The 21,725-nt window shown below is 61.8% G+C and carries 19 protein-coding genes; 4 read left to right on the top strand and 15 right to left on the bottom strand.

What is annotated here, in order from left to right:
- Positions 1-95 precede the first annotated feature (95 nt).
- Together AC1DK3_RS06270 and AC1DK3_RS06265 are read right to left on the bottom strand one after the other, a co-directional pair.
- The gene (locus AC1DK3_RS06270; RefSeq protein ID WP_477191402.1) at positions 96-2,252 is read right to left on the bottom strand and encodes a sodium-translocating pyrophosphatase; all 2,157 of its coding nucleotides are present in this window, start codon (positions 2,250-2,252) and stop codon (positions 96-98) included.
- A gap of 272 nt (positions 2,253-2,524) precedes the next feature.
- Positions 2,525-3,001 (bottom strand): VrrB protein, encoded by a 477-nt coding sequence (locus AC1DK3_RS06265; protein ID WP_477191401.1) that lies wholly within the window; start codon positions 2,999-3,001, stop codon positions 2,525-2,527.
- A gap of 277 nt (positions 3,002-3,278) precedes the next feature.
- Between AC1DK3_RS06265 and AC1DK3_RS06260 the strand changes: the two genes are divergently transcribed.
- A complete protein-coding gene (locus AC1DK3_RS06260; RefSeq protein ID WP_477191400.1) occupies positions 3,279-4,178 on the top strand; it encodes a DUF937 domain-containing protein in 900 nt (299 codons plus the stop codon).
- A gap of 120 nt (positions 4,179-4,298) precedes the next feature.
- Here the strand turns inward: AC1DK3_RS06260 and AC1DK3_RS06255 are convergent, their stop codons facing one another.
- The 4 genes from AC1DK3_RS06255 to AC1DK3_RS06240 all read right to left on the bottom strand — a co-directional run bounded on the left by AC1DK3_RS06255 (position 4,299) and on the right by AC1DK3_RS06240 (position 6,970).
- The gene (locus AC1DK3_RS06255; protein WP_477191399.1) at positions 4,299-4,646 is read right to left on the bottom strand and encodes a hypothetical protein; all 348 of its coding nucleotides are present in this window, start codon (positions 4,644-4,646) and stop codon (positions 4,299-4,301) included.
- Positions 4,647-4,851: 205 nt separating this feature from the next.
- Positions 4,852-5,199, bottom strand: coding sequence for a RidA family protein (locus AC1DK3_RS06250; RefSeq protein ID WP_291162147.1), 348 nt, complete (start codon positions 5,197-5,199; stop codon positions 4,852-4,854).
- Positions 5,200-5,276: 77 nt separating this feature from the next.
- Positions 5,277-5,864 (bottom strand): GDYXXLXY domain-containing protein, encoded by a 588-nt coding sequence (locus AC1DK3_RS06245; protein ID WP_477191398.1) that lies wholly within the window; start codon positions 5,862-5,864, stop codon positions 5,277-5,279.
- Positions 5,861-6,970 (bottom strand): DUF2157 domain-containing protein, encoded by a 1,110-nt coding sequence (locus AC1DK3_RS06240; RefSeq protein ID WP_477191397.1) that lies wholly within the window; start codon positions 6,968-6,970, stop codon positions 5,861-5,863. The genes AC1DK3_RS06245 and AC1DK3_RS06240 overlap by 4 nt, the downstream gene beginning before the upstream one ends.
- A 239-nt stretch (positions 6,971-7,209) precedes the next feature.
- On the opposite strand from AC1DK3_RS06240, the gene AC1DK3_RS06235 reads away from it, so the two are divergent.
- A complete protein-coding gene (locus tag AC1DK3_RS06235) occupies positions 7,210-8,580 on the top strand; it encodes an Nramp family divalent metal transporter (RefSeq protein WP_477191396.1) in 1,371 nt (456 codons plus the stop codon).
- 22 nt (positions 8,581-8,602) lie between these two features.
- Here AC1DK3_RS06235 and AC1DK3_RS06230 read toward each other — a convergent pair whose 3' ends face one another.
- The gene (locus AC1DK3_RS06230; protein ID WP_477191395.1) at positions 8,603-9,253 is read right to left on the bottom strand and encodes a hypothetical protein; all 651 of its coding nucleotides are present in this window, start codon (positions 9,251-9,253) and stop codon (positions 8,603-8,605) included.
- A 123-nt stretch (positions 9,254-9,376) separates the two neighbouring features.
- Between AC1DK3_RS06230 and trmFO the strand changes: the two genes are divergently transcribed.
- Complete coding sequence (gene trmFO / locus AC1DK3_RS06225; protein ID WP_477191394.1) at positions 9,377-10,810, top strand: methylenetetrahydrofolate--tRNA-(uracil(54)-C(5))-methyltransferase (FADH(2)-oxidizing) TrmFO; 1,434 nt, start codon at positions 9,377-9,379, stop codon at positions 10,808-10,810.
- A 9-nt stretch (positions 10,811-10,819) separates the two neighbouring features.
- Here the strand turns inward: trmFO and AC1DK3_RS06220 are convergent, their stop codons facing one another.
- From AC1DK3_RS06220 to yajC, 6 genes are all read right to left on the bottom strand, one after another.
- Positions 10,820-13,288, bottom strand: coding sequence for an SGNH/GDSL hydrolase family protein (locus tag AC1DK3_RS06220; RefSeq protein ID WP_477191393.1), 2,469 nt, complete (start codon positions 13,286-13,288; stop codon positions 10,820-10,822).
- Positions 13,289-13,308: 20 nt separating this feature from the next.
- A complete protein-coding gene (locus AC1DK3_RS06215; RefSeq protein WP_477191392.1) occupies positions 13,309-14,142 on the bottom strand; it encodes a squalene/phytoene synthase family protein in 834 nt (277 codons plus the stop codon).
- Between the two features lie 38 nt (positions 14,143-14,180).
- Complete coding sequence (locus tag AC1DK3_RS06210; RefSeq protein ID WP_477191391.1) at positions 14,181-14,558, bottom strand: Mth938-like domain-containing protein; 378 nt, start codon at positions 14,556-14,558, stop codon at positions 14,181-14,183.
- Between the two features lie 30 nt (positions 14,559-14,588).
- Positions 14,589-15,560 (bottom strand): protein translocase subunit SecF, encoded by a 972-nt coding sequence (gene secF, locus AC1DK3_RS06205; protein WP_477191390.1) that lies wholly within the window; start codon positions 15,558-15,560, stop codon positions 14,589-14,591.
- A gap of 18 nt (positions 15,561-15,578) precedes the next feature.
- Entirely contained in the window at positions 15,579-17,198 is a 1,620-nt protein-coding gene (gene secD / locus AC1DK3_RS06200) for a protein translocase subunit SecD (protein WP_477191389.1), read from the bottom strand.
- An 88-nt stretch (positions 17,199-17,286) separates the two neighbouring features.
- The gene (gene yajC, locus AC1DK3_RS06195; RefSeq protein ID WP_045835795.1) at positions 17,287-17,625 is read right to left on the bottom strand and encodes a preprotein translocase subunit YajC; all 339 of its coding nucleotides are present in this window, start codon (positions 17,623-17,625) and stop codon (positions 17,287-17,289) included.
- A 227-nt stretch (positions 17,626-17,852) separates the two neighbouring features.
- On the opposite strand from yajC, the gene AC1DK3_RS06190 reads away from it, so the two are divergent.
- Positions 17,853-18,716, top strand: a complete 864-nt coding sequence (locus AC1DK3_RS06190) for an ATP-binding protein (protein ID WP_477191388.1) — start codon at positions 17,853-17,855, stop codon at positions 18,714-18,716.
- Between the two features lie 295 nt (positions 18,717-19,011).
- Here the strand turns inward: AC1DK3_RS06190 and AC1DK3_RS06185 are convergent, their stop codons facing one another.
- Positions 19,012-20,670 (bottom strand): LysM peptidoglycan-binding domain-containing protein, encoded by a 1,659-nt coding sequence (locus AC1DK3_RS06185; RefSeq protein WP_477191387.1) that lies wholly within the window; start codon positions 20,668-20,670, stop codon positions 19,012-19,014.
- Between the two features lie 287 nt (positions 20,671-20,957).
- Positions 20,958-21,722, bottom strand: coding sequence for a 5'/3'-nucleotidase SurE (gene surE, locus AC1DK3_RS06180; RefSeq protein WP_477191386.1), 765 nt, complete (start codon positions 21,720-21,722; stop codon positions 20,958-20,960).
- Positions 21,723-21,725: the final 3 nt, after the last annotated feature.

Here is a 21,725-nt window from a genome sequence, read left to right as displayed (position 1 = left end):
TGTCCGCTTAAACGACGGCAAGAGAACGGATACACAAAAGGCCCCGAAGCGAACTCCGGGGCCTTCGTCATTTTCAAATCAAAGCGTGTTGCCGATTACCAGTGCGCGAGCACGGCGAGCAACAGCAGCGCCACGATGTTGGTGATCTTGATCGCCGGGTTGACGGCGGGGCCGGCCGTATCCTTGTAGGGATCGCCGACCGTGTCACCGGTCACGGACGCTTTATGGGCTTCCGAACCCTTCATGTGCTTGACGCCGTCCTTGTCGACGAAGCCGTCTTCGAAGCTCTTCTTCGCGTTGTCCCAGGCGCCGCCGCCCGACGTCATCGAGATGGCGACGAAGATGCCGGTCACGATGACGCCCAACAGCATGGCACCGACCGCGGAGAACGCCGCGCCCTTGCCTGCGATTGCGTTGATGACGACGAACAGCACGATTGGCGAGAGCACCGGCAGCAACGACGGTACGATCATTTCCTTGATCGCCGCACGCGTCAGCAAGTCGACGGCGCGTGCATAGTCGGGCTTCGACGTCCCCTTCATAATCCCGGGGTCCGCCTTGAACTGCCGGCGGACCTCTTCGACGATCGCGCCCGCTGCCCGGCCGACGGCCGTCATAGCAAGACCGCCGAACAGGAAGGGAATGAGACCGCCGAGCAGGAGACCCGCGACGACGTAGGGATTTTCGAGGCCGAAGTTTATCTGCACGTCCTTGAAGAACTGATAGCCCGTCGCCCCTGGGGCGTTGGCCTCCGAGATGAAGTGCTGCAGGTCGTAGTTGTAGGCGGCGAAGAGCACGAGCGCGCCGAGACCGGCCGAGCCGATCGCATAGCCTTTCGTGACGGCCTTCGTGGTGTTGCCGACGGCGTCGAGTGCGTCGGTGGAACGGCGCACTTCCTTCGGCAAACCGGCCATCTCGGCGATGCCGCCCGCGTTGTCCGTCACCGGCCCGAAAGCGTCGAGCGCCACGATCATGCCGGCGAGACCGAGCATCGTCGTCGTCGCGATCGCCGTGCCGAACAGGCCGCCGAGCTTGTAGGTCGCGATGATGGCGGCCACGATTGCGAGCGTCGGCAGCGCGCAGGCTTCGAGGGAGACCGCGAGGCCCTGGATGACGTTCGTGCCGTGCCCGGTGACGGACGCCTGGCTGATCGACCGAACCGGGCGATAACCGATGCCCGTATAGTATTCGGTGATCCAGACGATGAGGCCTGTCAGACCCAAGCCGACGAGACCGCAGAGGAACAGGTTCCAGCCGGAGATCGTCTGACCGGCAGCGGTGCCGACGTCTCCGAAGCCACCGAGCACATATTCGGTCGCTGCCCAGAGCCCGATGATCGACAAAACTGCCGAGGCAATCACGCCGCGATAGAGGGCACCCATGATTGAGCCATTGGTGCCGAGCTTCACGAAGTAGGTACCGATGATCGAGGTCACGATGCAGGCCGCGCAAATAGCGAGCGGGTAAAGCATCAGCACCGCGAGGTTCTGCTGGCCAGCAAAGAAGATGGCAGCCAAAACCATCGTGGCGACGACGGTCACGGCGTAGGTCTCGAAGAGATCCGCCGCCATGCCGGCGCAGTCACCCACGTTGTCACCGACGTTGTCGGCAATGGTTGCGGGATTGCGCGGGTCGTCTTCGGGAATACCGGCTTCAACCTTGCCGACGAGATCGCCGCCGACGTCAGCGCCTTTCGTAAAGATGCCGCCGCCGAGACGGGCGAAGATCGAAATGAGCGATGCGCCGAAGCCCAGCGAGACGAGCGCGTCGACGACATCGCGGCTACCCGGCTCCTTGCCGAGACCGGCGGTCAGGAACGCGTAGTACACGGCGACGCCGAGCAGTGCCAAGCCGGCGACCAACATGCCGGTAATCGCACCGGCCTTGAAAGCGATGTCGAGGCCCTTGGCGAGCGACACGGTCGCCGCCTGAGCGGTTCGAACGTTGGCCCGCACCGACACGTTCATGCCGATGAAGCCCGCAAGGCCCGACAGGACCGCGCCAATCAAAAATCCAAATGCCTGAAGCGGCCCGAGAAGCAGCCACGCCAATACGAAGATGACCACGCCGACGATGCCAATCGTGCGGTACTGTCTGTTGAGATAGGCTTGCGCACCTTCGCGCACGGCTGCTGCGATTTCCTGCATCCGGGCGTTGCCCTGGTCGGCGCCCATCACAGCCCTGGACGTTACGAATGCGTAGAGGATCGACAACGCCCCGCAGGCGATGATCCCCCAAAGTATATTGCTCATTGAGTGGTCCCTTTTAGCACGCTTCCATCGAGGCCCGTTGATCGGACCTGTATTCCAGGTGCTTTCAGGCGCCGCCGAAACAGCTATCCCGCCCCCGGCATTTCTCGCTCTCTCACATTGCGTTGTCGGCTGAGAGTCGGGGCGGACCATGCCAAAAGTGTCGCAGTGTTGCAACTCGGGCAGTTGGAGAATACGCGTAAAAAAAAAGCGACCCGGCGGACGAACCGCGCGGATCGCTCAAAAGCCGCCTTCCGGCCTCGGGCTATCGGGCGTTAGCGGCGATGATGGCCTCCGTGCCCACGGTGGCCCCAGCCGCGATGATGGCCCCAACCCCGGTGGCCATGATGGCGCCAGCCACGATGACCCCAGCCGCGATGGTGCCAGCGGCGATGCCCCCAGCCGTAGCGATAGTACGGACGACCATAATAGGAGTCGCCGTAGTAGTAGCGATGTCGAGGATAGTAGCCGTAATAGTAAGGCCAGCCGATGCCGTAGTAGAGCCCGCCGCCCCACCCGCGGCGATGACCCCACCCGCGATGGCCCCAACCGCCGTGCCAGCCGCGGTGCCCCCATCCACCATGGCCACCATGCCAACCATGGCCACCATGCCAACGGGCCTCAGTCACGAGGCCCGCAGATTTCTCCACTTGCATTGCAGTCAGACCGGCTGCCGCGTTAGCGGAAGCTGGGAGTGTTCCCGCGAAAAGGAGTCCGGCGAGAACGGACATCGAGATTACGAGCTTTCGCATTGGTCTCTCCACAGGGGCATTCGCCCTCGGACGTTTTTTTCCGGGCGCGAGCCCGGCGCACTTTAACGCACGTCATCGCGAAACGGGTCCCCTGACGTGTGATGTACATCAGTGTACCTTCTTCGCATCAGTGAGCTTGATTCCGGTCGCAGCTGAACGACTATCACTCTCGCCCATCACCCCGGAGTGTCCCTATCCGGTGACCAGGCGAGTTGCTGTCAGCCGGAATTCGCCATGATAGGTAAGCGGACAAGTTCGACCATCACCGGAGTCCAGCGTGACCATCGAAGAGAGCTTTCGTAGCGCGGCGGGCCAAGAGCTTATTGGAAGAGTTGCCGACGCATTCTCTGTCGACGAGCAAAGCGCCCGCAGTGCAGTCCATGCGCTCAGTGATGAATTAGCGGCGCGCATCCAACGCGCGATGCTATCGCGCGGCGGAGTTGCGGACGTGATCTCTCTCGTGACGGCGCCGGGAGCGTCCCGGGCGCTATCAAATCCCGACAGCCTCTCCTCGCCTGAGATCACTGCGAACGGCGATCAGATCCTCGCTGTGCTGATCGGCAACAAGCATGTGAGCCGCAAAATTGCGGCGCGAGCGGCATCCAGAAGCGGCATCGATGCTGCGACCGTTCAAAAGATGCTGCCCGTCGTTGCGACTTTGTTGATCGGCGAACTGCAAAGACAATCGGCTCCGGCGATCGCCAAGGTCGCGAGCCGCATTCCGGCGTTTTCGGGCGCTGGCGGCAGTCCGTTGCCGATGCCGGGCGATACGTTTCCGCCAACTGGGCGAGACGATTATTCGACGCCCGACGATCGGCCGGCGATCGGCGCGCCGGCCCGTCCGGCCGGCATTCCAAAAGGGCCCATCGACCCCGGCAATCCTTTGCCCATCCCTGGCGACAACATCCCCGGCGTCGGACGCAGAAACCGCTATCCGGGGCCAGCGTCCGAGCCGGAGGACAATCCCTACAGCCGGCTTCCCGATATTGTCCGCCGTGGCGGTGAGCAGGTTCCGGGACCGGACGGCGGCTCACTGGAAAACGTCATCCGGTCGATCCTCGGAAATCTCCTCGGCTCGAACAGCGGCGTCGTCGGCACGATGATAAAGCTGTTCCTGATCCGCTGGATCGCTTCGATCGTGCGCCGGGTGCTGTCGCAAGTGCTGATCCGCCGCTAGCGGTGTGACCGGGTTCGCTCGCTTGAGCCCAAAGAAAAAGGCCGGCTCGAAAGCGCGGCCTTCTCAGATTCCAAAGACAACAAGCCGTAAGCGGCAGGTCTCGTTAGCGGCAGGGTCGTTTTAGCGGCAGGGTCTGGCGCTGATATCGCAGCTCCACGAGCCGCCGATGCCGGCTTGCGAGCATTTCGCGCTCTTCTCCACTGCACGGCTCCAACGCGCCCAGTCCGAGCCATATTCGAAATCGGTGAAATCGGCCCAGGACTTAATTCCGGCAGCAAGAGCCGACTTCTTCGACGACAGCCCCGCACTCGATCCATAATGATAATGGTCGACGAAGCAGGTGCGGCCACCCTCGCGCCGCTGTTCGTGAATTCCTGCTACACCCGTATCGTCAGCGAGCGCAGGGGCGGCGCAGGCAAAGAGCGCGGCCACGGCGAGTGCCGGCCTCATCCATCCGAAGCGAATCATTTTTTACCGTCTCCGAAGACAATCGAGGGCCAGATCCCCCCATCGCGTATTTCGCAGATTCAGCGATGCTCTCGTTAGCTTTTCGAACGGCGGTGAAAGAATTTCCACGTGCGAGGCAATCGGGGCACAGATTGTTGCCGAAGCGCAAAGTCTTCAATTGCGCTTCGGCAAATGCGAGCCTTCCTGCACTTTGGACGTCGGCGTCCTACTTGACCGCGACGACCGAGATCTCGACGAGCATTCTCGGATCGATGACCTTGGCTTCGACGCACGCGCGGGCGGGTGCGCCCTTGCCATCAAGCCAAACGCCCCATGCTTTGTTCATTCCATCGCGGTGGCGGATATCGTTGAGCCAGACGGTTGCCTGGACGACTTTCGACTTGTCGGTACCGGCGAGCGCCAGCAGGCGATCGATCTCGGTCAGCACTTCGGCGGTCTGACCTTCGACGTCCTTGGAAAGGTCTGTCGGGATAACCCCTGCGGTAAATACGAAGCCGTTCGCCTCCGTGACCTTCGAATAGACGGGTGATGTTTCATAGCGGGTGACGGTCACTTGAGGTCTCCATTCCGGTTTTGCTATTTCGCGTTCTGCGGCCGCCTCATAGCAGGTGACCGGGCGCGCCTGAAGCCTCAAAGAAGCGGTGGGTCCTCGTGCCGCTCACCATCGACGACAAGACCCTTGAGGGCGGCCGTTCCGTCGGCGGCAACCGCTACGACCGCCTCGATCTTGTGGGAGCGGACCTTGTCTTCCAAAGCGCGGCCGGTGCCCTCCGGAACGAAGTAGTTTTCAATGCCGTAGCGCACTTGGATGGTCATTTCCGGGTCGTTGCCGGCATTCCAGACGTACTTTACGCGGCCCTTGAGGACGATCTCATCCGGTGCAACCTCAGATGGATATCGACTGCCGACGTGCATCACCGTCCAATCGCTTCCGGGCGCCCCCTTCAGGGTGACGTAAGCTGTCGAACCTCGCGAGACGCCGTTGAAATCCGGATCTGTTTCGGTCGATGACTTCTTGAGCGTATTGATGTCGTAGCCAAGCGTCACGTAATCGCCGCGGAATATGTCGCGCGGATCGAGCGGCTTCACCGCGAGCGTAATTTCGCGTCCCGTCTTCAGAAGCCGGTCACGCGCGTAGACCATGTCGAAGAGCGCCGCCGACTGGGCCAACGCCACTGCGCCCAGCAGCGGCCAGATCAATGTCCGCTTGGTGATCATACGAGACCTCCTGCTCCGCTCGCGGCTCGTTGCGCCAATCGCAAAGCCGCGTAGGCCAGAAGCGAGACGATGATCGCTGCGACCAAGAAGAACAGAGACGTTCCGAGGATGGTGCCCACCGTGACGCTGTAGAGCGCGAGTATCTCGGCCGAGAAGCTCAAATAGCCAACCCAAAGCGCGCCCCGGTTCCCCGTCGATAAGGCGTAGGCGATGGCTCCGAGGATCAAAACGAGCGACATCGCGGCGAGGACGATGAGCGTACCCATCCGCGGGACATCCAAAAATTGCAGTGCAAACAGGCCCGAGAATGCGACGGCTAGGGCGTACGTAAAAAGCGGAGCCGCGATATGATCGTTGGCGGCATCAAGGTCCGGCTGCAGTTTTTCCGCCGCGATCGCGGCGACGGCGGCGAGAATTCCGATCATGGCGACGAGACCATGCTGGTGCCCTCCGTCCAATTGATATCCGAGCGAGACCACGAACCCCGACAATGCCAGGGCCGAGAGATGCAGGCCGGGGCGCCAGCGCTGCCAGATGAAGGCGGCTGTGACGAGCGCCCAGCCAATAAGAAACGGCCAGTGGACATCGCTGCGTTCCGAGGTTTCCAGGAACGACCAAACGCAGACGAGGATCATCGCGAAAGCGAGCGCCGGGTTCGACCGCAGCACTGCTCCGGCAAGGAGCGTCCCGACCCACCACATCAGGACGCCGTCCGATGGATTGCCGCCGATGTTGTACATCTGGCTGATCAGCATGATGCTGGCGCCGAACATTCCGCAAGCGAACAGCACCGCCGCATCGGCGAGCAGTGTTTGACCGCGCGTTGCGAGCCAGCCGGCCGCTCCGTAACCCGACCAAACGCAGGCGAGCAGCAGGGCAAGGCGGCCCAATCGCGGCATGTCTTCCCAGTGCGCGGCGACGAATGAAATCGCGGCGAACCCGAACAGGATGCTCGCGAGAATTCCGAGCGCCGGCGCAAGGCCGAATTCGCGTCCGCTGCTGTCGACGTCGGCGGCAATCGCTGCCCGCCCTTCGGCGCTGACCCAGCCGTTCGATTGCCAGCGCTCGAGGTCGCGCTTGATGCGTCTTTTATAGGGGGACCACATGTCGCGGCTTCACCGCCTGAATCGTTGCTTTTTCTATCATGATGGCAGACCACGACGGCGGGGCCTTGGCTAGACCGAGGCAATGGTGTGATGCCGGTAAACTCCACCCTCTCCGGCCATTTATCCTCATTTCTCCCCTCCGAATTTGTCACAGCCGGCCGGGTCCCACCGGTTCTTGACGGCTGGCCGCTTCTCGATCACTCTAGTTGCGAATGATTGTCATTTGCGAAAAGTGATCCATGGACGCTCGTACGGAAATTGCTTCTCCTCCAACTGAGACTGCCGAGCAGGCTGGCGGAAGCTGGCGGAAGCCCATTTCGGAACGTTCTCTGAGCGACGTTTTCCGCACCGTGAAGGTCGCGGGGCATGCGAGTTCATGGCGGCGTCTCGCTGCGTTTTTCGGCCCCGGCTATCTGGTGGCTGTCGGCTACATGGACCCGGGCAACTGGGCGACGTCGATCGCGGGAGGATCGAAATTCGGCTACGCGCTGCTGTTCGTCGCGCTTCTCTCGAACATCATGGCGATCATCCTGCAATCGCTGTGCGCGCGCCTCGCCATCGGATCGGGGCGCGATCTCGCGCAGGCGTGCCGTGATGGTTATCCTCAATGGGCTTCCTTGCCGTTATGGCTCCTCGCTGAACTTGCGATCATCGCGACCGACGTTGCCGAAGTGATCGGCACGGCCATCGGCCTCAATCTTCTCTTCGGCATCCCGCTCGAGATCGGCGTTCTGCTGACCGCGCTCGACGTGTTCGTCGTTCTGCTTTTGCAGCGGGCGGGCTTCAGGTACCTCGAAGCCTTCATCATCACGATGCTCATCGTCATCGCGATTTGCTTCGGCGTTCAGATCGCGCTTGCGGACCCGGAATGGGGCGCCGTCATTCGTGGCTTCGCGCCGACGACGGAGCTCGTGCGAAATCCCGAAATGCTCTATCTGGCGCTCGGGATCATCGGTGCGACCGTGATGCCGCATAATCTCTATCTGCATTCGGCAATCGTGCAGACGCGCGCGTTCGGCACATCGAGCGACGAGAAGCGCGAGGCGCTGAAATTCGCGACGATCGACTCGACGGTCGCACTGTGCTTGGCGCTGCTCGTCAATGCGTCGATACTCATCCTCGCCGCCGCCACGTTCTACAAATCCGGAAACACCGACGTCGTGGAACTCGGCCAAGCGCAATCGTTACTGCATCCGCTTCTCGGGTCGGCCATCGCGCCGACGCTTTTCGGCATCGCGCTCTTGTGCTGCGGCTTGAACTCGACCGTTACGGCGACGCTCGCGGGCCAGACCGTTATGGAGGGCTTCCTGCAAATCGGGCTGGCGCCTTGGCTGCGGCGGCTCATCACGCGTTCCGTCGCGCTCATACCGGCGGCCGGCGTAACCCTTCTCTATGGTGAAGCGGAAACGGCCAAACTGTTGATCCTGTCGCAAGTGGTGCTTAGCTTGCAGCTTCCTTTCGCGATCGTGCCGCTCGTGCAGTTCACGGCGAGCCGCAAGAAGCTCGGCGATCTCGTGTCGCCCCGCTGGCTGACCGTCGTGGCAGCCGTCGTCGCGCTCACCATCATCGCGCTGAACGTGAAGCTGACGTGGGACTATTTCACGGGCTAGCGACGGCGGCTGCGAACGGCCTCTACTTCTGCGCGACCGGAAGGCTCCCGAGGTCTTCGATGTACCATTTCTCGACCTCGACGACTGCCGGGTTCACGCCGTTGGCGTAGATCCAGCTATCGATGGCCCAGCGCTGGCCGTTCGTATTTTCCTTCAGCACCGCGGTCCAATGCGTCCAGCCGGAGACGCCTTTCCAGAGCTGATCTTTCGAGAACGGCGTGCCGACGGTGTGATATTTGAGAAGACCATTGTTCTCCATGACGAGCATATAGCTCGTCGTGTTCGTCGATTCATCGACGCAGTCCATTTGGCTCGGATCGCCCGACGCCGCGAAGTCCATGCCGGCGCGGTCCGTCGACGTGCCGATCGCGGCGCCGACGCGCGTTTCGATCCAGCCGATCGAATAGGCGACCGCGCGGCGCTCTTCCTCCGCCGTATCGGCTTTCTTGATTTTCTTGAAAATTGCTCGAAGCTCGTCGATGTCGGCGTCGGTGAAGCGGAACTTCGTCATCATCTTGCACGTGTAGGCGTGACAGACGGTAACCGTGTTCTTGTTGGGCGGATCGACCTGGAAATCCTGATAATGGCCTTCGACAGGGCCCAAACGGTCATGCGTACATCCCGCGATCGCTAGCGAAAGCAGCGCAGACCACACAACACGTTGCAAGCCCATGCCGCCCCGCTTAAGTAACTGCGACAGGCCGCTCTGGTGCTTCCTGCGCAACGTCGCTTAGCACTCGGCCGATTCGCTTCAAAATGACTCAATGGAACTTCGTTCCTCCGCTGTGGAGCCGCTGTGCATATCGCTAAATCATCCTCCGTCCACGTCATTGGTGCAGGGCTCGCAGGCTCAGAAGCAGCACATCAGATCGCGGCTTCGGGTACGCCCGTCGTGCTGCACGAGATGCGGCCGGTGCGCTCGACTGAAGCTCACAAGACTGACGGCTTTGCCGAACTCGTCTGCTCGAATTCATTTCGTTCCGACGATTGGGAGAACAACGCGGTCGGCCTTCTGCATGAGGAACTTCGCCGCGCCGGGTCGCTCATCATGGCGGCTGCCGATGAGCACAAGCTCCCCGCGGGCGGCGCTCTCGCCGTCGATCGCGATGCGTTCTCGGCGGAAGTGACTGCACGGATTTCCGCAAACCCACTGATCACGATCGTGCGCGGCGAACTCGACGGCCTCCCACCTGATGATTGGAGCAACGTGATCGTCGCCACGGGACCGCTGACGTCTCCGGCGTTGAGCGGTGCGCTCGCGACGCTGACCGGAGAAGATTCCCTCGCGTTCTTCGACGCGATTGCGCCCGTCATTCATCGCGATTCAATTGATACGTCGATCGCATGGTTTCAGTCGCGTTACGACAAAGCCGGTCCTGCCGGAACGGGCGCGGACTATCTCAACTGTCCGATGTCGAAAGACGAATATGAGGCGTTCGTCGATGCGCTTCTCGCCGGCGAGAAGACATCCTTCAAGGAATGGGAAGCGTCCACGCCCTACTTCGATGGTTGCCTGCCGGTCGAGGTGATGGCGGAGCGCGGCCGCGAAACGCTTCGATTTGGGCCGATGAAGCCGGTTGGCCTCGATGATCCGCGTACGGGACGTTGGCCGTATGCGGTCGTTCAGCTTCGCCAGGACAACGCGCTCGGGACCCTGTGGAACATGGTCGGCTTCCAGACGAAGCTGAAGCATGCCGAACAGGTGCGCATTTTCCGGATGATCCCGGGTTTAGAGAACGCGGAATTCGCGCGTCTTGGCGGCCTCCATCGCAACACGTATCTCAATTCGCCGAAACTCTTGGATCGCTCCCTGCGGCTCAAGGCAATGCCGCGGCTGCGTTTCGCGGGACAGATTACGGGCGTCGAAGGCTATATCGAGAGCGCCGCCATCGGCTTGCTCGCCGGGCGTTTCGCTGCAGCGGATGCGATGGGTCTCACCTCTGATGCGCCGCCTGCCACGACAGCACTCGGCGCCCTGCTCGATCACATAACGGGCGGCCATCTCGTCAGCGACGACACCGAGCGCGGCTCGGCTCGCTCATTCCAGCCGATGAACATCAACTACGGTCTGCTTCCGGATCTCGATGCCAATCCGACCCACGATCAGAGCGGCAAGAAGCTCAAAGGCCCGGAGCGCGGGCGCGAAAAGAAGCGGGCGATGTCACGTCGCGCAATTGCCGATCTCGCCGGTTGGCTCGGCGAGACCACGCCCGTGAAGCAATCAGCTTAAGACGGCTGGCTAGGGCGTCGCGTTCGTCGTTCCACCGGAAGCCGGAGCGAAACGTTGCGGCGTGAACTGCTCCTGAGCAGGAGGTGGTGACGCTGGCGGCGGCGCTGGTTCTGTCGACGTCTGCGTCTGCTGTGGTTCCCGGTTGAGCGGGCGGATTTCTATAGGTGTCGCTGAAGGCTCGACAGGTGGAGATGGCGACGGAACGACGGCCGTCTCGGTCGGAGGTGGTCCGACCACCGCTTCCGGCGGCTGCTCATCGGAAGGTACACCGGACGTAACTCCGACCGTCGCGCCGGACTCCGTCCCGTCGTCATTCGTCATCGGCGTAACCGCGGCCGGCACGGCGGCGGCGGGGGAAGCGTTCGCTGCGGGCAATGCACCGGTTGCACCTTTTTCGCCAGCCGACTTTGAAAGCACCGAATTGATGTCTGGAATTTGCGCATTGGGCTCGTCGGCTACGGGTGCCGGCACATCCTCAGCAGAAGGCACCGTGTAGCCCGTGGGATCGGCGTCGGGGCCCGCACCATATTTAGCCAGAACCGACCGTGCCTTATCGACGACGGCATCGGCGATGGCCGCTTGGCCTTCCGCCGTCGGATGGAACGCGCCGGAGTACGTCGACGCCAAGATGAGCTGGAACGGCGCAAAGGGCTCGATGCGCAGAACCTTCGTCAACAACCCGGCCTCGACGTGGAAGTTGCCCGTCATGAAGGCATCGTTCGGCGTTCTGAACCATCGCTGACGCGCTGCGTAGGCCCGATAATCGGCGGGGTTATAAGGCGTCCATATTCCATCGATCTTGCGCGGAAGCCGGAGATCATCGACCTCGCTCACGCCTTCGACGCTCAGGCCCGCGCATATTCCGCGTCCGATGAAGGCACGCCTGTGCGTTTCAACGAACGTCCAGCCGAATTCGTAAGAGGTATCGCGCATCAGACGATGCAGCTTGTCGGCGAACCAAGTGCCGAGCTTCAGCTTGGTCCGGTCCAACTGAAAGTCGGGCACGACTTCCATGCCGGAGTTGCCGTCGCCGCACATCTGGCTGCCGTCGCCTTCGAGGGCGAGACCCGGATAGGCGACGAGCAAAATGCGATCGCTTTCCTGCCAGGGCACGTAGAGGATGCTGTGAATGGCGCGGTTCAGCGACTTATAGCGTGCGCCCAACGTCGCAAGTTCGGCGGAGGCTTCGGCCTCGCCGTGGACCTGACCCAACCAGCCGCCAAGTTCACGCAACAGGGATACATTCGAGAGTACCGCATTCGCCAGAAGCCGCGAGAAGCCGATGTCGTTACCGCCAATGGAGAGCAGCACGAGGTCGATCTTGCGTGCATCATCCTGCGGACACTTACGAAGGACGATGTTTTGCAGCTGGGGTATTTGGCCATTCATGTGAAAGGCCTCGGGCAGATCGAGCGGCTGCGTTTTATTGTTTCCGCATTGCGCTTCGGCGACTGCCGAGATTTGTGAAAGGCGCGGCGGGTTCGGAACCCATTCGTTGCCTTTGTACCGGAGAAAAAGTCCGTCGGTGATCTCGGCGCCTGCGCATGAGACGCCGACATATGTGACGGCGCGGTGCGGGTCTTCGACGGCGAGTTGCAATGCTGCGCGCAATTGTTCGGAATAGAGCGAACGATGGCAGGCCTGATCGAGCCAGCGCGCATTCTCCTTGATGAAGGTTTTATCGCCGAGATCCCGCCACGGCCCGATGCGCGCGGGATATCCGGTGAGACCGCTGTAGAGTCCGATGGTGCTGTAGTCGGACGTCCGCTCGCGCGAAAAACGGACGGCCCGGTCGGGGTTGCCCTCGCCCGACGCAAAGCTGTCTCCCATTCCCGCGATCAGGACGTCGCGAACCTTGATCAGGGACTTGGAAACTTCCCGGCCGCCGATTTGGACGGTGACCATCGCTCCGCCCGGATAGGGCACGACGAAGCGCGCCGACTCGCTGCACGGTTGCGTGATCGCGTCGCCGCGCGGATTCTTGGAATCGCCGCGCGGCGCGGTGAGCCACGTGCACGTTAGCGTCGACGCATCGTCCACGCCCGTGACCTCAACGATGACGGCGTGGTTCGAGGGGTTGATGTAGTCATCGTAGGCGTCGCACTTGAAGCGGTTGTTGTTCCAGCACGTCTTGCGGAACATGGATGCGGCCCATCCGTCGCGGTCGCCGCTCTGGAGCGCGTGCTCTGCGGATAATACCGGCGTCGCCCGTTGCGTCGGCCCGAGCGCCCGATACGTTGCGCGGTGCGCTTCAGTATCGTGAGGGTCGATGAAGAAGCGGAACGGGTTTTCGAGCTTCCAGGTGATGACAGGCGAAGCGGCCTCAGCGCGGTTCGGCGCGATCAAGCTCATCGCGACGAAGGCAAGCGAAAGGAACAGCGCCCCCGTGCGTGACCAGGCTTTGCGGCTGGCTCGCGGAACAACCTCCGCCGCGCGCAAACGTACGCCTTTCAGCCCCCGTTTTGAATTTGATGTCATCTGCCCTCTTCGCCTGGTCGTCAGACGCGACCTGACCAATGCGCGCGTGCAATACGCCACAATCGAGCGATAGGCGCGATTTCCAATATGTCGCGCGCCGGCTCGTGCCGAGGGTTCTGCAAAGCGCGAAAATAGGGCTCCACGAGGGCAAGCGGCAACAAAGGCGTTGTGAAGGTTGCCGGTTTGCCCCTGAGATGACGCCGCAGCTCGGCAAGAGCGCTGCGTCCTTCACTCGCGAGCCACGCCGTTTGCGGGCGCCAATCTTCCGCTTCGTCCGCCGCAAACGGGTTCGGAGACCTCGCCTTCGGCAGCAGCGCGCGCCCTCGCATCAGAGCATATGGCAGCTCGATGCCGATGCGGGCGAAGCCCGATGCCCGGGCTGCCGCGTCGATGATGGGCTCGTCCAATTCGAGACCCAGGATGGCGCCTGCGAATGCGAACGGCGTGCCGTCGATGATGCGCAATGTTTTGCCGAGTTCCGCGTCATCGGCCGGCGGCTCGCCATAGAGAGCGTGTGCGTGGGCTGCGAGATAATCTTCGATGACGCCGAGAGAGAGCGCGCGGCGCCGGATGACTTCTGCAAAAGCATCGAGCGTCGGGTTGCCGGAGCGGCCGCTTTCGCCTCGGCTCAAAAATGCGTCCCGCCACCATGCAACTCGGATTTCGCCGAGAGCCGCCTCGCTGACTTGGCGCGATATCCGCTCGATTTCGCCGGTGAATGCCGCGAGCGCGATGAGATCCGCGCGCGCCTCGACGGGCGCGAAGAGCGCGGCGTAGTAGCGATCCGGCGCTGAGGCGCGAGCGGCCAATCGTACCGCATCGTAATCGATCGCTCGCGTGTCGGAGTTGCTCACACGTCACTCGTGGATTGAAGTCGGTTCCTCGCAGACGGTCACGGCACCGCGATCAGCGCCGCTGCGATCGTTCGCTTTTCTGCAATCAGGATGTTGTACGTGCGCGCCGCGGCTCCTGTCGACATCGGTTCGAGGCCGATGCCGGCTTTCGCGAATGCGGAATAGACTTCGGGTGACGGCCAGAGTTGCTTCTCGCCTGTGCCGAGCAGAACCGTGATCGGTGGATCGAGGCGGCTCAGAAGAAAGTCGATGTCCTTGGCATCGAGTTCTTCGGAGTTGGTTGCGCCCCACGCGTAGACGCCGCTCGGCAGACAGATGATCGAGCCGCGATGGCTCATCTCCGCGAAACGGAAGCCGCCGTTGCCGTAGGCCGTGATCGCCGTTTCATAGGGATAGCGGGCGACCTCGGGCGTCATTACGGCGGCGTTCCTACTTCGCGCCGGGCATCACGCCTTGGCGCGGCTCGTCTTGGTGGCGGCAACGGCTTTCGCCGCCGTATCGCTCCAATCGCGCTTGACGCCGAGGTAGCCCAGCAGCGGGGCTGCGATGAAGACCGACGAGTAGGTGCCGATCACAACACCCAAGAGCATCGCGAGGTTGAAGCTGCGGATGACTTCGCCGCCGAAAATATAGAGCGAGACGAGAACAGCGATCGCCGTCACGCCGGTCAAGATCGTGCGCGACAGCGTCTCGTTGATCGACAAGTTCAGGAGCTGGTTGAGTTCCATTTTCTTGAACTTGCGCAAGTTCTCGCGAATTCGGTCCGACACGACGACGGTGTCGTTGACCGAATATCCGAGAATGGTCAGCAACGCGGCGACGGTCGAGAGATCGAATTCAAGCTGGAAAAAAGCGAAGATGCCGGCGGTCAACAGGACGTCGTGACTCAACGCCACGACGGCGCCCAAAGCAAACTGCCATTCGAAGCGGAACCAGACATAGGCCACGATCGCCAAAATACCGGCGGCGACAGCAATAAAGCCGGTCATGCGCAATTCGCTCGACACGGCAGGGCCGACCACCTCGACGCGACGCTGAACATAGTCAGCGCTGGTCGCATCAATCACCTTCTGAACGGCGGGTTGCTGAGCGGTTTCGCCGCCGGGCTGCTCCTCGAGCCGCACGAGCACGTCGTTCGGCGTGCCGAACTCCTGAATCTGGACGTTGCCGAACCCCAGACCGTTGAGCTTTTCGCGCAGCGCCGAGATGTCCGCATTGCCGCTCTTCGTCTGCAGTTCGATCAGCGAGCCGCCCTTGAAGTCGACGCCGTAGTTCAGACCGTAGGTCATGCAGAGGACGATGGATCCCAGCATCGCGATAATGGATGCAGCGAGCGCCGGCCCTTTGAACTTCATGAAGGGCAAGTTCAAGTCGTGCGGGAAGAAGTCGAACCCCTTGAAGACCGGAATGTATTTCATCAACACGGAAGTGGTCTCCTAGACCGGCACGGTTTGGATACGGCCCTTCGGCTGAGCCTTGAGCCAGAACGAGATGAGCAGCCTGACGACCGTCACGGATGCGAAGATCGACGTCAGAATGCCGATCGTCAGCGTCACGGCGAAGCCGCGGATCGGACCGGAGCCCAGCCAGAACATGATGAGCGCGCAGGCCAGCGTCGTCAGCTGACTGTCGGCGATCGTTATGAATGCGCGCTGGAACCCTTGGTCGATGGCGGAAATGGCCGTTTTGCCCGCCCGCAATTCTTCACGAATGCGCTCGTAGATCAGCACGTTCGCGTCGACGGCCATCGCGACACCCAGGACCAAGCCCGCGATGCCCGGCAGCGTCAATGTCGTGCCGATGAGCGTCATGAGGGCGAGCGTCAAGATCAAGTGAACGATGAGGCCGACGCACGCGAAGATCCCGAACGTGCCATAAGCGAGGATTGTCAGCATGACGACCGCGATGCCGCCGATGATGCCGGCGCGCTTGCCGTCGGCAATCGAGTCGGCGCCGAGTGACGGACCGACTGTTCGCTCTTCGACGATCGTCAGCTTCGTCGGCAGCGAGCCGGACCGCAGCTGGACGGCAAGCCTGTTTGAGCTGTCGACGTCGAAGCTGCCGGAAATCTGGCCGGAACCTCCGAGGATCGGTTCACGGATAACCGGCGCCGAAAGCACCTTGTTATCGAGCACGATCGCAAAAGGCTTGCCGACGTTATCTTTGGTGAAGTTGCCGAACTTGCGCGCGCCACTTTGATTGAAGCGGAAGTTGATCACCGCCTCGCTCGTGCGGCTGTCAAAGCCCGGCTGCGCGTCGGCGAGGTCGTCGCCCTGCACGACCGGCTGCTCACGCAGCAGGTACTCCGACGGTCCCTCGCTCTTGTCGCCCGGATAGATCTTGTAACCCGCGGGAATGCTCGTCTGCTTGGCCTCTTCGGCACTGAGCGAGGGATGCACTTCGTGGAACGTCAGCTTGGCGGTTTCGCCGATGAGCGCCTTCAGCTCCTTGGTGTCTTTCAGGCCAGGGAACTGGATCAGGATGCGGTCGGTGCCCTGGCGCACGATCGTCGATTCCGACGTGCCCAAATTATTGACGCGGCGGTTGATCGTTTCGATGGAGGCGGCCGCAGCATTGGAAATACGCGCGCGGAGACCCGCCTCAGTCGGCTTCACGATCACCGTGCCGGGGTCCGTTCCGGCCGAGACATCAACGTCATAGCCGCCGGTGCCGAGCACGGCGCTGCCGAGGGCCTGCCTGACCTTATCCAGTTGCTTTATCGCCGCGTCGCGCTCTTCGGGCTTTGCGAGCTTGACGACAAGTTGCGAGCCCTGGACGCCGATCCCGGTGAACCCGATTTTCGCATCGCGGAGAATCTTGCGCGATTCATCGCGCAGGTTGTTCATCCAATCCTTCTTGATCTCGTCCTGGTCCATGGCGAGCAGAAGATGCGCGCCGCCCTGGAGGTCGAGACCCAGAGGCAGCTGTTTCTTCGGCATGAACGACGGCCACGACGCAACCGTCTCCTTCGAGAAGAAGTTCGGCATCGCGACCACGAAACCTGTGAGGCAGGTCAGCAGGATCAGAATGATTTTCGTGCGTGTGAATTGCAGCATCGGAATAGGGTCTCAGGCGTTAGGAGATGCGCGGATCAAAACTTGCGCATCTGGCGCAGCTACGTTCTCGCACGCGGGCGACGGTCAATCACGTTGCGTCTTTGACAGGTTCGCCCTTGGTGCGCACTTCCAAAAGGGTGCCCTTCACGATGCGGACCTTCAGATTGTCGGCAAGCTCGACCTCGATTTCGTCGCTCGTGTCGGAAGCCTTCGTGACCTTCCCAAGCATGCCTCCGGCCGTGACGACCGTGTCGCCGCGGCGGACGGCGTTCAAGCGCTCCCGGAGCTGCTTCGCGCGCTGCGATTGCGGACGGATCAGCAGGAAATAGAAGATCGCCAGCATCGCCAGCATCGGAATCAGAAGGCCGCCCAGTGGGTCCATCGGGCTGGCGGCGGCGGTCTGCGCGAAGGCGGAAGTTGTAAACATTGAGAAGGATAGTCCTCTGGATGCGATTGAAATAAGCACTACCGCCCCGGATCCCAATGGGCCGGAGGGATGAGCCCCTCAAATTCGGGCGGACTATAGTGGTCCGAAGCCCTTTTGCAACCTCGCATAGGGTTGTGAAAGACCGTTGGCACTGACTTCCGCAGCGATTAAACACGCTTTTCCCGGCTTATAACCGGCCGGGCTTTTAGCCCCCTGGAAAATCATTAATGACAGACGCTGATGCCTATCGCCCGCTGCTGGAGCGGATCGCAGACGCTCTCGAGCGCTTGAGCCCTTCCCAGCTCCGGACCGCCGACTTCACCGCAGCCGATGCGTTCGTGTGGCAAGCCGATACGGCGGCCTTCGAGCCGGTTCACGAGGTCAGCCGCGTCCCGTTGGCCCTTCTCAAGGGCATCGACAGAACCGCGGGCATTCTGCTCGACAACACGCGGCGGTTCGCCGCCGGACTTGCCGCCAATAATGCGCTTCTCTGGGGCGCCCGCGGCATGGGCAAGTCGAGCCTCGTGAAAGCTGCGCACGCCGACGCACTCGGCACGAACGGCGGCCTGAAGCTCATCGAGATCCACCGCGAGGATATCGGCTCGCTGCCCAAGTGCCTCGCCATGCTCAAAGCCGCACCGTTTCGATTCATCGTCTTCTGCGACGACCTTTCCTTCGATCATGACGATACGAGCTACAAATCGCTCAAGGCCGTTCTCGACGGCGGGATCGAGGGCCGCCCGAAGAACGTGATCTTTTACGCGACATCCAACCGCCGTCACCTCATGCCGCGCGACATGATCGACAACGAGCGGGCGACGGCGATCAATCCCGGCGAAGCGACGGAAGAGAAAGTTTCGCTCTCGGATCGATTCGGACTCTGGCTCGGCTTTCACAACGCGAGCCAGGACGACTATCTCGCGATGGTTCGAGCCTATGTCGATCACTTCGGCATCGAGGTCGCGGATGTCGAATTGCAGCGGGACGCACTCGAATGGGCAACGACGCGCGGCGCCCGCTCGGGCCGTGTCGCGTGGCAATACGTGCAGGATCTCGCGGGGCGGACGAAGACTTCGATGGATAGGGTTTAGGAGCTTTCGTCATCCTGGAACGCGTGAGCGCTGCGATGCGCGTTCGGGGATCCAGCGTAAAGGCGGTCGAAGACACTATATTTTAGAGCCTCCGGCGATTCTTGCGCTGGATCCCCGGCCATCGACGCGCCGAAGGCGCGCTCGGCCGAGGATGACGACGTAGGTCCGCGCTTGGCGGCCGGCTCGCGTAACGCGTGTCGCCAAGCGCCAAACAAAAAGAGAGCCGGATCGTTTCGATCCGGCCCCCAGTTTTCCCTCAGTGCCAGCGCGTTTTCCCCCGCGCTAGATGAAAGCGTCAGAGCTTCTCGAGATACGGCATCGGATCGACCGGTTTCGAGCCTTGACGCAATTCGAAGTGGACTTGCGGCTGATCAACTGAGCCGGTTTTGCCTGCCTTCGCGATGACCTGTCCGCGCTTGATCTTGTCGCCGCGCTTCACGAGCAGTTCGTCGTTGTGTGCGTAGGCAGTGACCCAGCCGTTGTCGTGGCGAAGCAGCACGAGGTTGCCATAGCCTTTGAGCTCGCTGCCTGCGTAGGCAACGATGCCTGACTCTGCGGCGTGGACTTCCGTTCCGAGCGGCACCTGCAGATTGATGCCGTCGTTATGGGTCCCGTCGGAACGGCCGCCAAAGCCCGCTACGATCTTGCCGATCGTCGGCCAACGGAGCTTGCCGGTATTGTTCGCCGAACTTGCCGCGCCTTCCGCGACTGCGGAGGGAACTGCAACGGCGACTTTTTCTTCCGGCGGCGACTGCTTCTGTTCCGGGGGTGCCGGCCGCGTGGGCTGCGTGGCATTCGCTTGCACAGGCGCAACGGCCGGCGAAGCATCGGGCGACGCATCCGTCATCTTGTTATCCGAAAGCGATGCCACGCGCTTCTCGCCGTTGATGACGGTCGGCTGCGCCGTCGTCGAGTCGCCGTAGCGCGCGGGCTCGGAGGGCGTGATCGGGGCGACCACGGCCGCTGTCGATTGAGCTGGCGGGAGCGGCGCTGCAGATGCCGATGCCGACGCTGGGGCAAGCGGAGGCGCGGTATGCGGCGGCGCATAACTGGGTAGCGCGGGCGTATTCTCGGCCATGCGAGATGGCGCTTCGTTCGCGCTTTCGCCCGGCACCCTCAGAACCATGCCCGGTTTTACGCGACGCGGGTCGCTGATGCCGTTGACCTGCTGAAGCTCGGCGAACTTGACCTTGTTCGACCGCGCGATGCCGTAGAGGGAATCACCCGGCTTCACAGTGTAAGTCCCGTTGTAGTTCGCCACGACGTCAGGCGTCGCGGGAGCAAGCGGCGCAGGCAACGGCGTTGCGGCCTCGACGGCCTTCGCCGCAGCAACGCTGCTACGATCGATTGAGCCGCCTGCGGCCGGGAGATAAAGCTTCTGCCCAGGCTTCAGGTTCGGGTTGCTAAGGCCGTTCAAAGAGGTCAATTCGGTTAGCGAGACTTGGTGACGCCGCGAAAGCCCATAGAGCGTATCGCCCGGCTGCACCTCGATCATCTCACCCTTCGCGGCCGGCGCGACCGGCGGCGCAGACGGAACGGCGGCGCTGTCACGGCCGTAGCTCGGCTCGTGTGCCGTACGTGCGAAGGGCTTCGTGGGGCGATAGGATGCCGACGGTGAAGGCTGCTGTGGTGGCGGAGGTGCGTAAGACGCGCCTTGATCGCCGGTCGCCTCGGGGAGCGCTGCGACTTGCACGGACGATGCGCCAGCGCCGTAGGGGCCGCGCGGAGTTGAAGCGCCGACGGTTTGGTTATCGCCCAGTGAACTTGTGCGCACGGGTTCCGACGGGATTGGCGTCGCGCCCGGACTATCGTTAAAATTGAAGGACGTGCTGTCGAAGCGCGTGACATCCGCGCTGCAGCCGCTCAGGCCAAGGCTTGCAATTATTAGAGAAACAGCCGTCGCGGACTTGAGGCTCAAGCGCCCGCATTGGCTAACGCCAAAACAACTCATCATGGTACGCACCTCTACTCGCACCATCCATTAACCTTTAACCGGTTAACGGAGAGTAAACGTCCAGCTGTGATTTTATGTAGAAGTCTCGAGTTGCATTGACTTGCGATTGAGGTGCCTTCCCCGCCCTCACAAGACATACGACCCGAATAGGAAAGTCAGTGGCCTTCGACGGTGCTTTGCACACCGCCGGAGTTTTTTCGAATTAGATGAGAATTGCGCTCTATTCGCGGACGGATTTCGTCTTTATGGCGACTTTCGCGAACGTCAGCCGGCGGAGCAGACGCCGTTCAGCTCAGCTTGGCGTTGAGCATTTTCAATGAGCCATGGTTGGTGAGATCAACGCTCAGTGGCGTTACGGAAATTTTGTTGTCCGCAATTGCCGCAAGATCGCTTCCGGGAACGAGCGTCGATTTCCGCCGTTCGAATCCGAACCAGAAATACGGCGTGCCCCACGGATCAATTCGGCTGTCGATATCGAGCAGCGCTTGATCTCTGACACCCTGCGATGTGACGGCAATGCCTTTCACATCATGCGGATCGGCGTCGGGGAAATTGATGTTGATGAGGGTTTTCGGTTCCCATTTCTCTTCGAGCAATTTCTTGATGAGCGATGGCGCGTGCGCGAGCGGCGTTTCCCACAGCGCGCGCCTTGCGCCTTCCTCAAAGCCCATCATCAGCGACAGCGCGATCGAGCGGATGCCGAGAAGCGCGCCTTCCATCGCTGCCGCGACGGTGCCGGAATAGGTGGTGTCCTCGGCGAGGTTCGAGCCGTGATTGACGCCCGATAGAATGAGATCCGGCGGCTGGTCCTTGAGGATGTGGCGCACGGCCATGATTACGCAGTCCGTCGGCGTGCCCGCGATGGCATATGTGCGCTCATCGAGCTTTCGCAGGCGAAGCGGCGTGTGCAGCGTCATCGAATGCGACGTGCCTGATTGGTTCGTCTCCGGCGCGACCGTCCAGACATCGGGCGAAATGCCGAGCGCAATCGCTTTCAGGATTTCCAATCCCCGCGCATTGATGCCGTCGTCGTTGGTAATAAGAATTCGCATGAA

The organism is Hyphomicrobium sp. 01T421, assembly GCF_056398805.1.
Note: the sequence above shows the minus strand (reverse complement) of the source record. Positions and strands in the feature narration are given on the sequence as shown.

Bases quoted from the DNA above. Each gene is read 5' to 3' on its own strand.
- AC1DK3_RS06270 (WP_477191402.1), bottom strand. From the start codon at position 2,252: ATGAGCAATATACTTTGGGGGATCATCGCCTGCGGGGCGTTGTCGATC.
- AC1DK3_RS06265 (WP_477191401.1), bottom strand. From the start codon at position 3,001: ATGCGAAAGCTCGTAATCTCGATGTCCGTTCTCGCCGGACTCCTTTTC.
- AC1DK3_RS06255 (WP_477191399.1), bottom strand. From the start codon at position 4,646: ATGATTCGCTTCGGATGGATGAGGCCGGCACTCGCCGTGGCCGCGCTC.
- AC1DK3_RS06245 (WP_477191398.1), bottom strand. From the start codon at position 5,864: ATGATCACCAAGCGGACATTGATCTGGCCGCTGCTGGGCGCAGTGGCG.
- AC1DK3_RS06240 (WP_477191397.1), bottom strand. From the start codon at position 6,970: ATGTGGTCCCCCTATAAAAGACGCATCAAGCGCGACCTCGAGCGCTGG.
- AC1DK3_RS06235 (WP_477191396.1), top strand. From the start codon at position 7,210: ATGGACGCTCGTACGGAAATTGCTTCTCCTCCAACTGAGACTGCCGAG.
- AC1DK3_RS06230 (WP_477191395.1), bottom strand. From the start codon at position 9,253: ATGGGCTTGCAACGTGTTGTGTGGTCTGCGCTGCTTTCGCTAGCGATC.
- AC1DK3_RS06220 (WP_477191393.1), bottom strand. From the start codon at position 13,288: ATGACATCAAATTCAAAACGGGGGCTGAAAGGCGTACGTTTGCGCGCG.
- AC1DK3_RS06210 (WP_477191391.1), bottom strand. From the start codon at position 14,558: ATGACGCCCGAGGTCGCCCGCTATCCCTATGAAACGGCGATCACGGCC.
- secF (WP_477191390.1), bottom strand. From the start codon at position 15,560: ATGAAATACATTCCGGTCTTCAAGGGGTTCGACTTCTTCCCGCACGAC.
- secD (WP_477191389.1), bottom strand. From the start codon at position 17,198: ATGCTGCAATTCACACGCACGAAAATCATTCTGATCCTGCTGACCTGC.
- yajC (WP_045835795.1), bottom strand. From the start codon at position 17,625: ATGTTTACAACTTCCGCCTTCGCGCAGACCGCCGCCGCCAGCCCGATG.
- AC1DK3_RS06190 (WP_477191388.1), top strand. From the start codon at position 17,853: ATGACAGACGCTGATGCCTATCGCCCGCTGCTGGAGCGGATCGCAGAC.
- AC1DK3_RS06185 (WP_477191387.1), bottom strand. From the start codon at position 20,670: ATGATGAGTTGTTTTGGCGTTAGCCAATGCGGGCGCTTGAGCCTCAAG.
- surE (WP_477191386.1), bottom strand. From the start codon at position 21,722: ATGCGAATTCTTATTACCAACGACGACGGCATCAATGCGCGGGGATTG.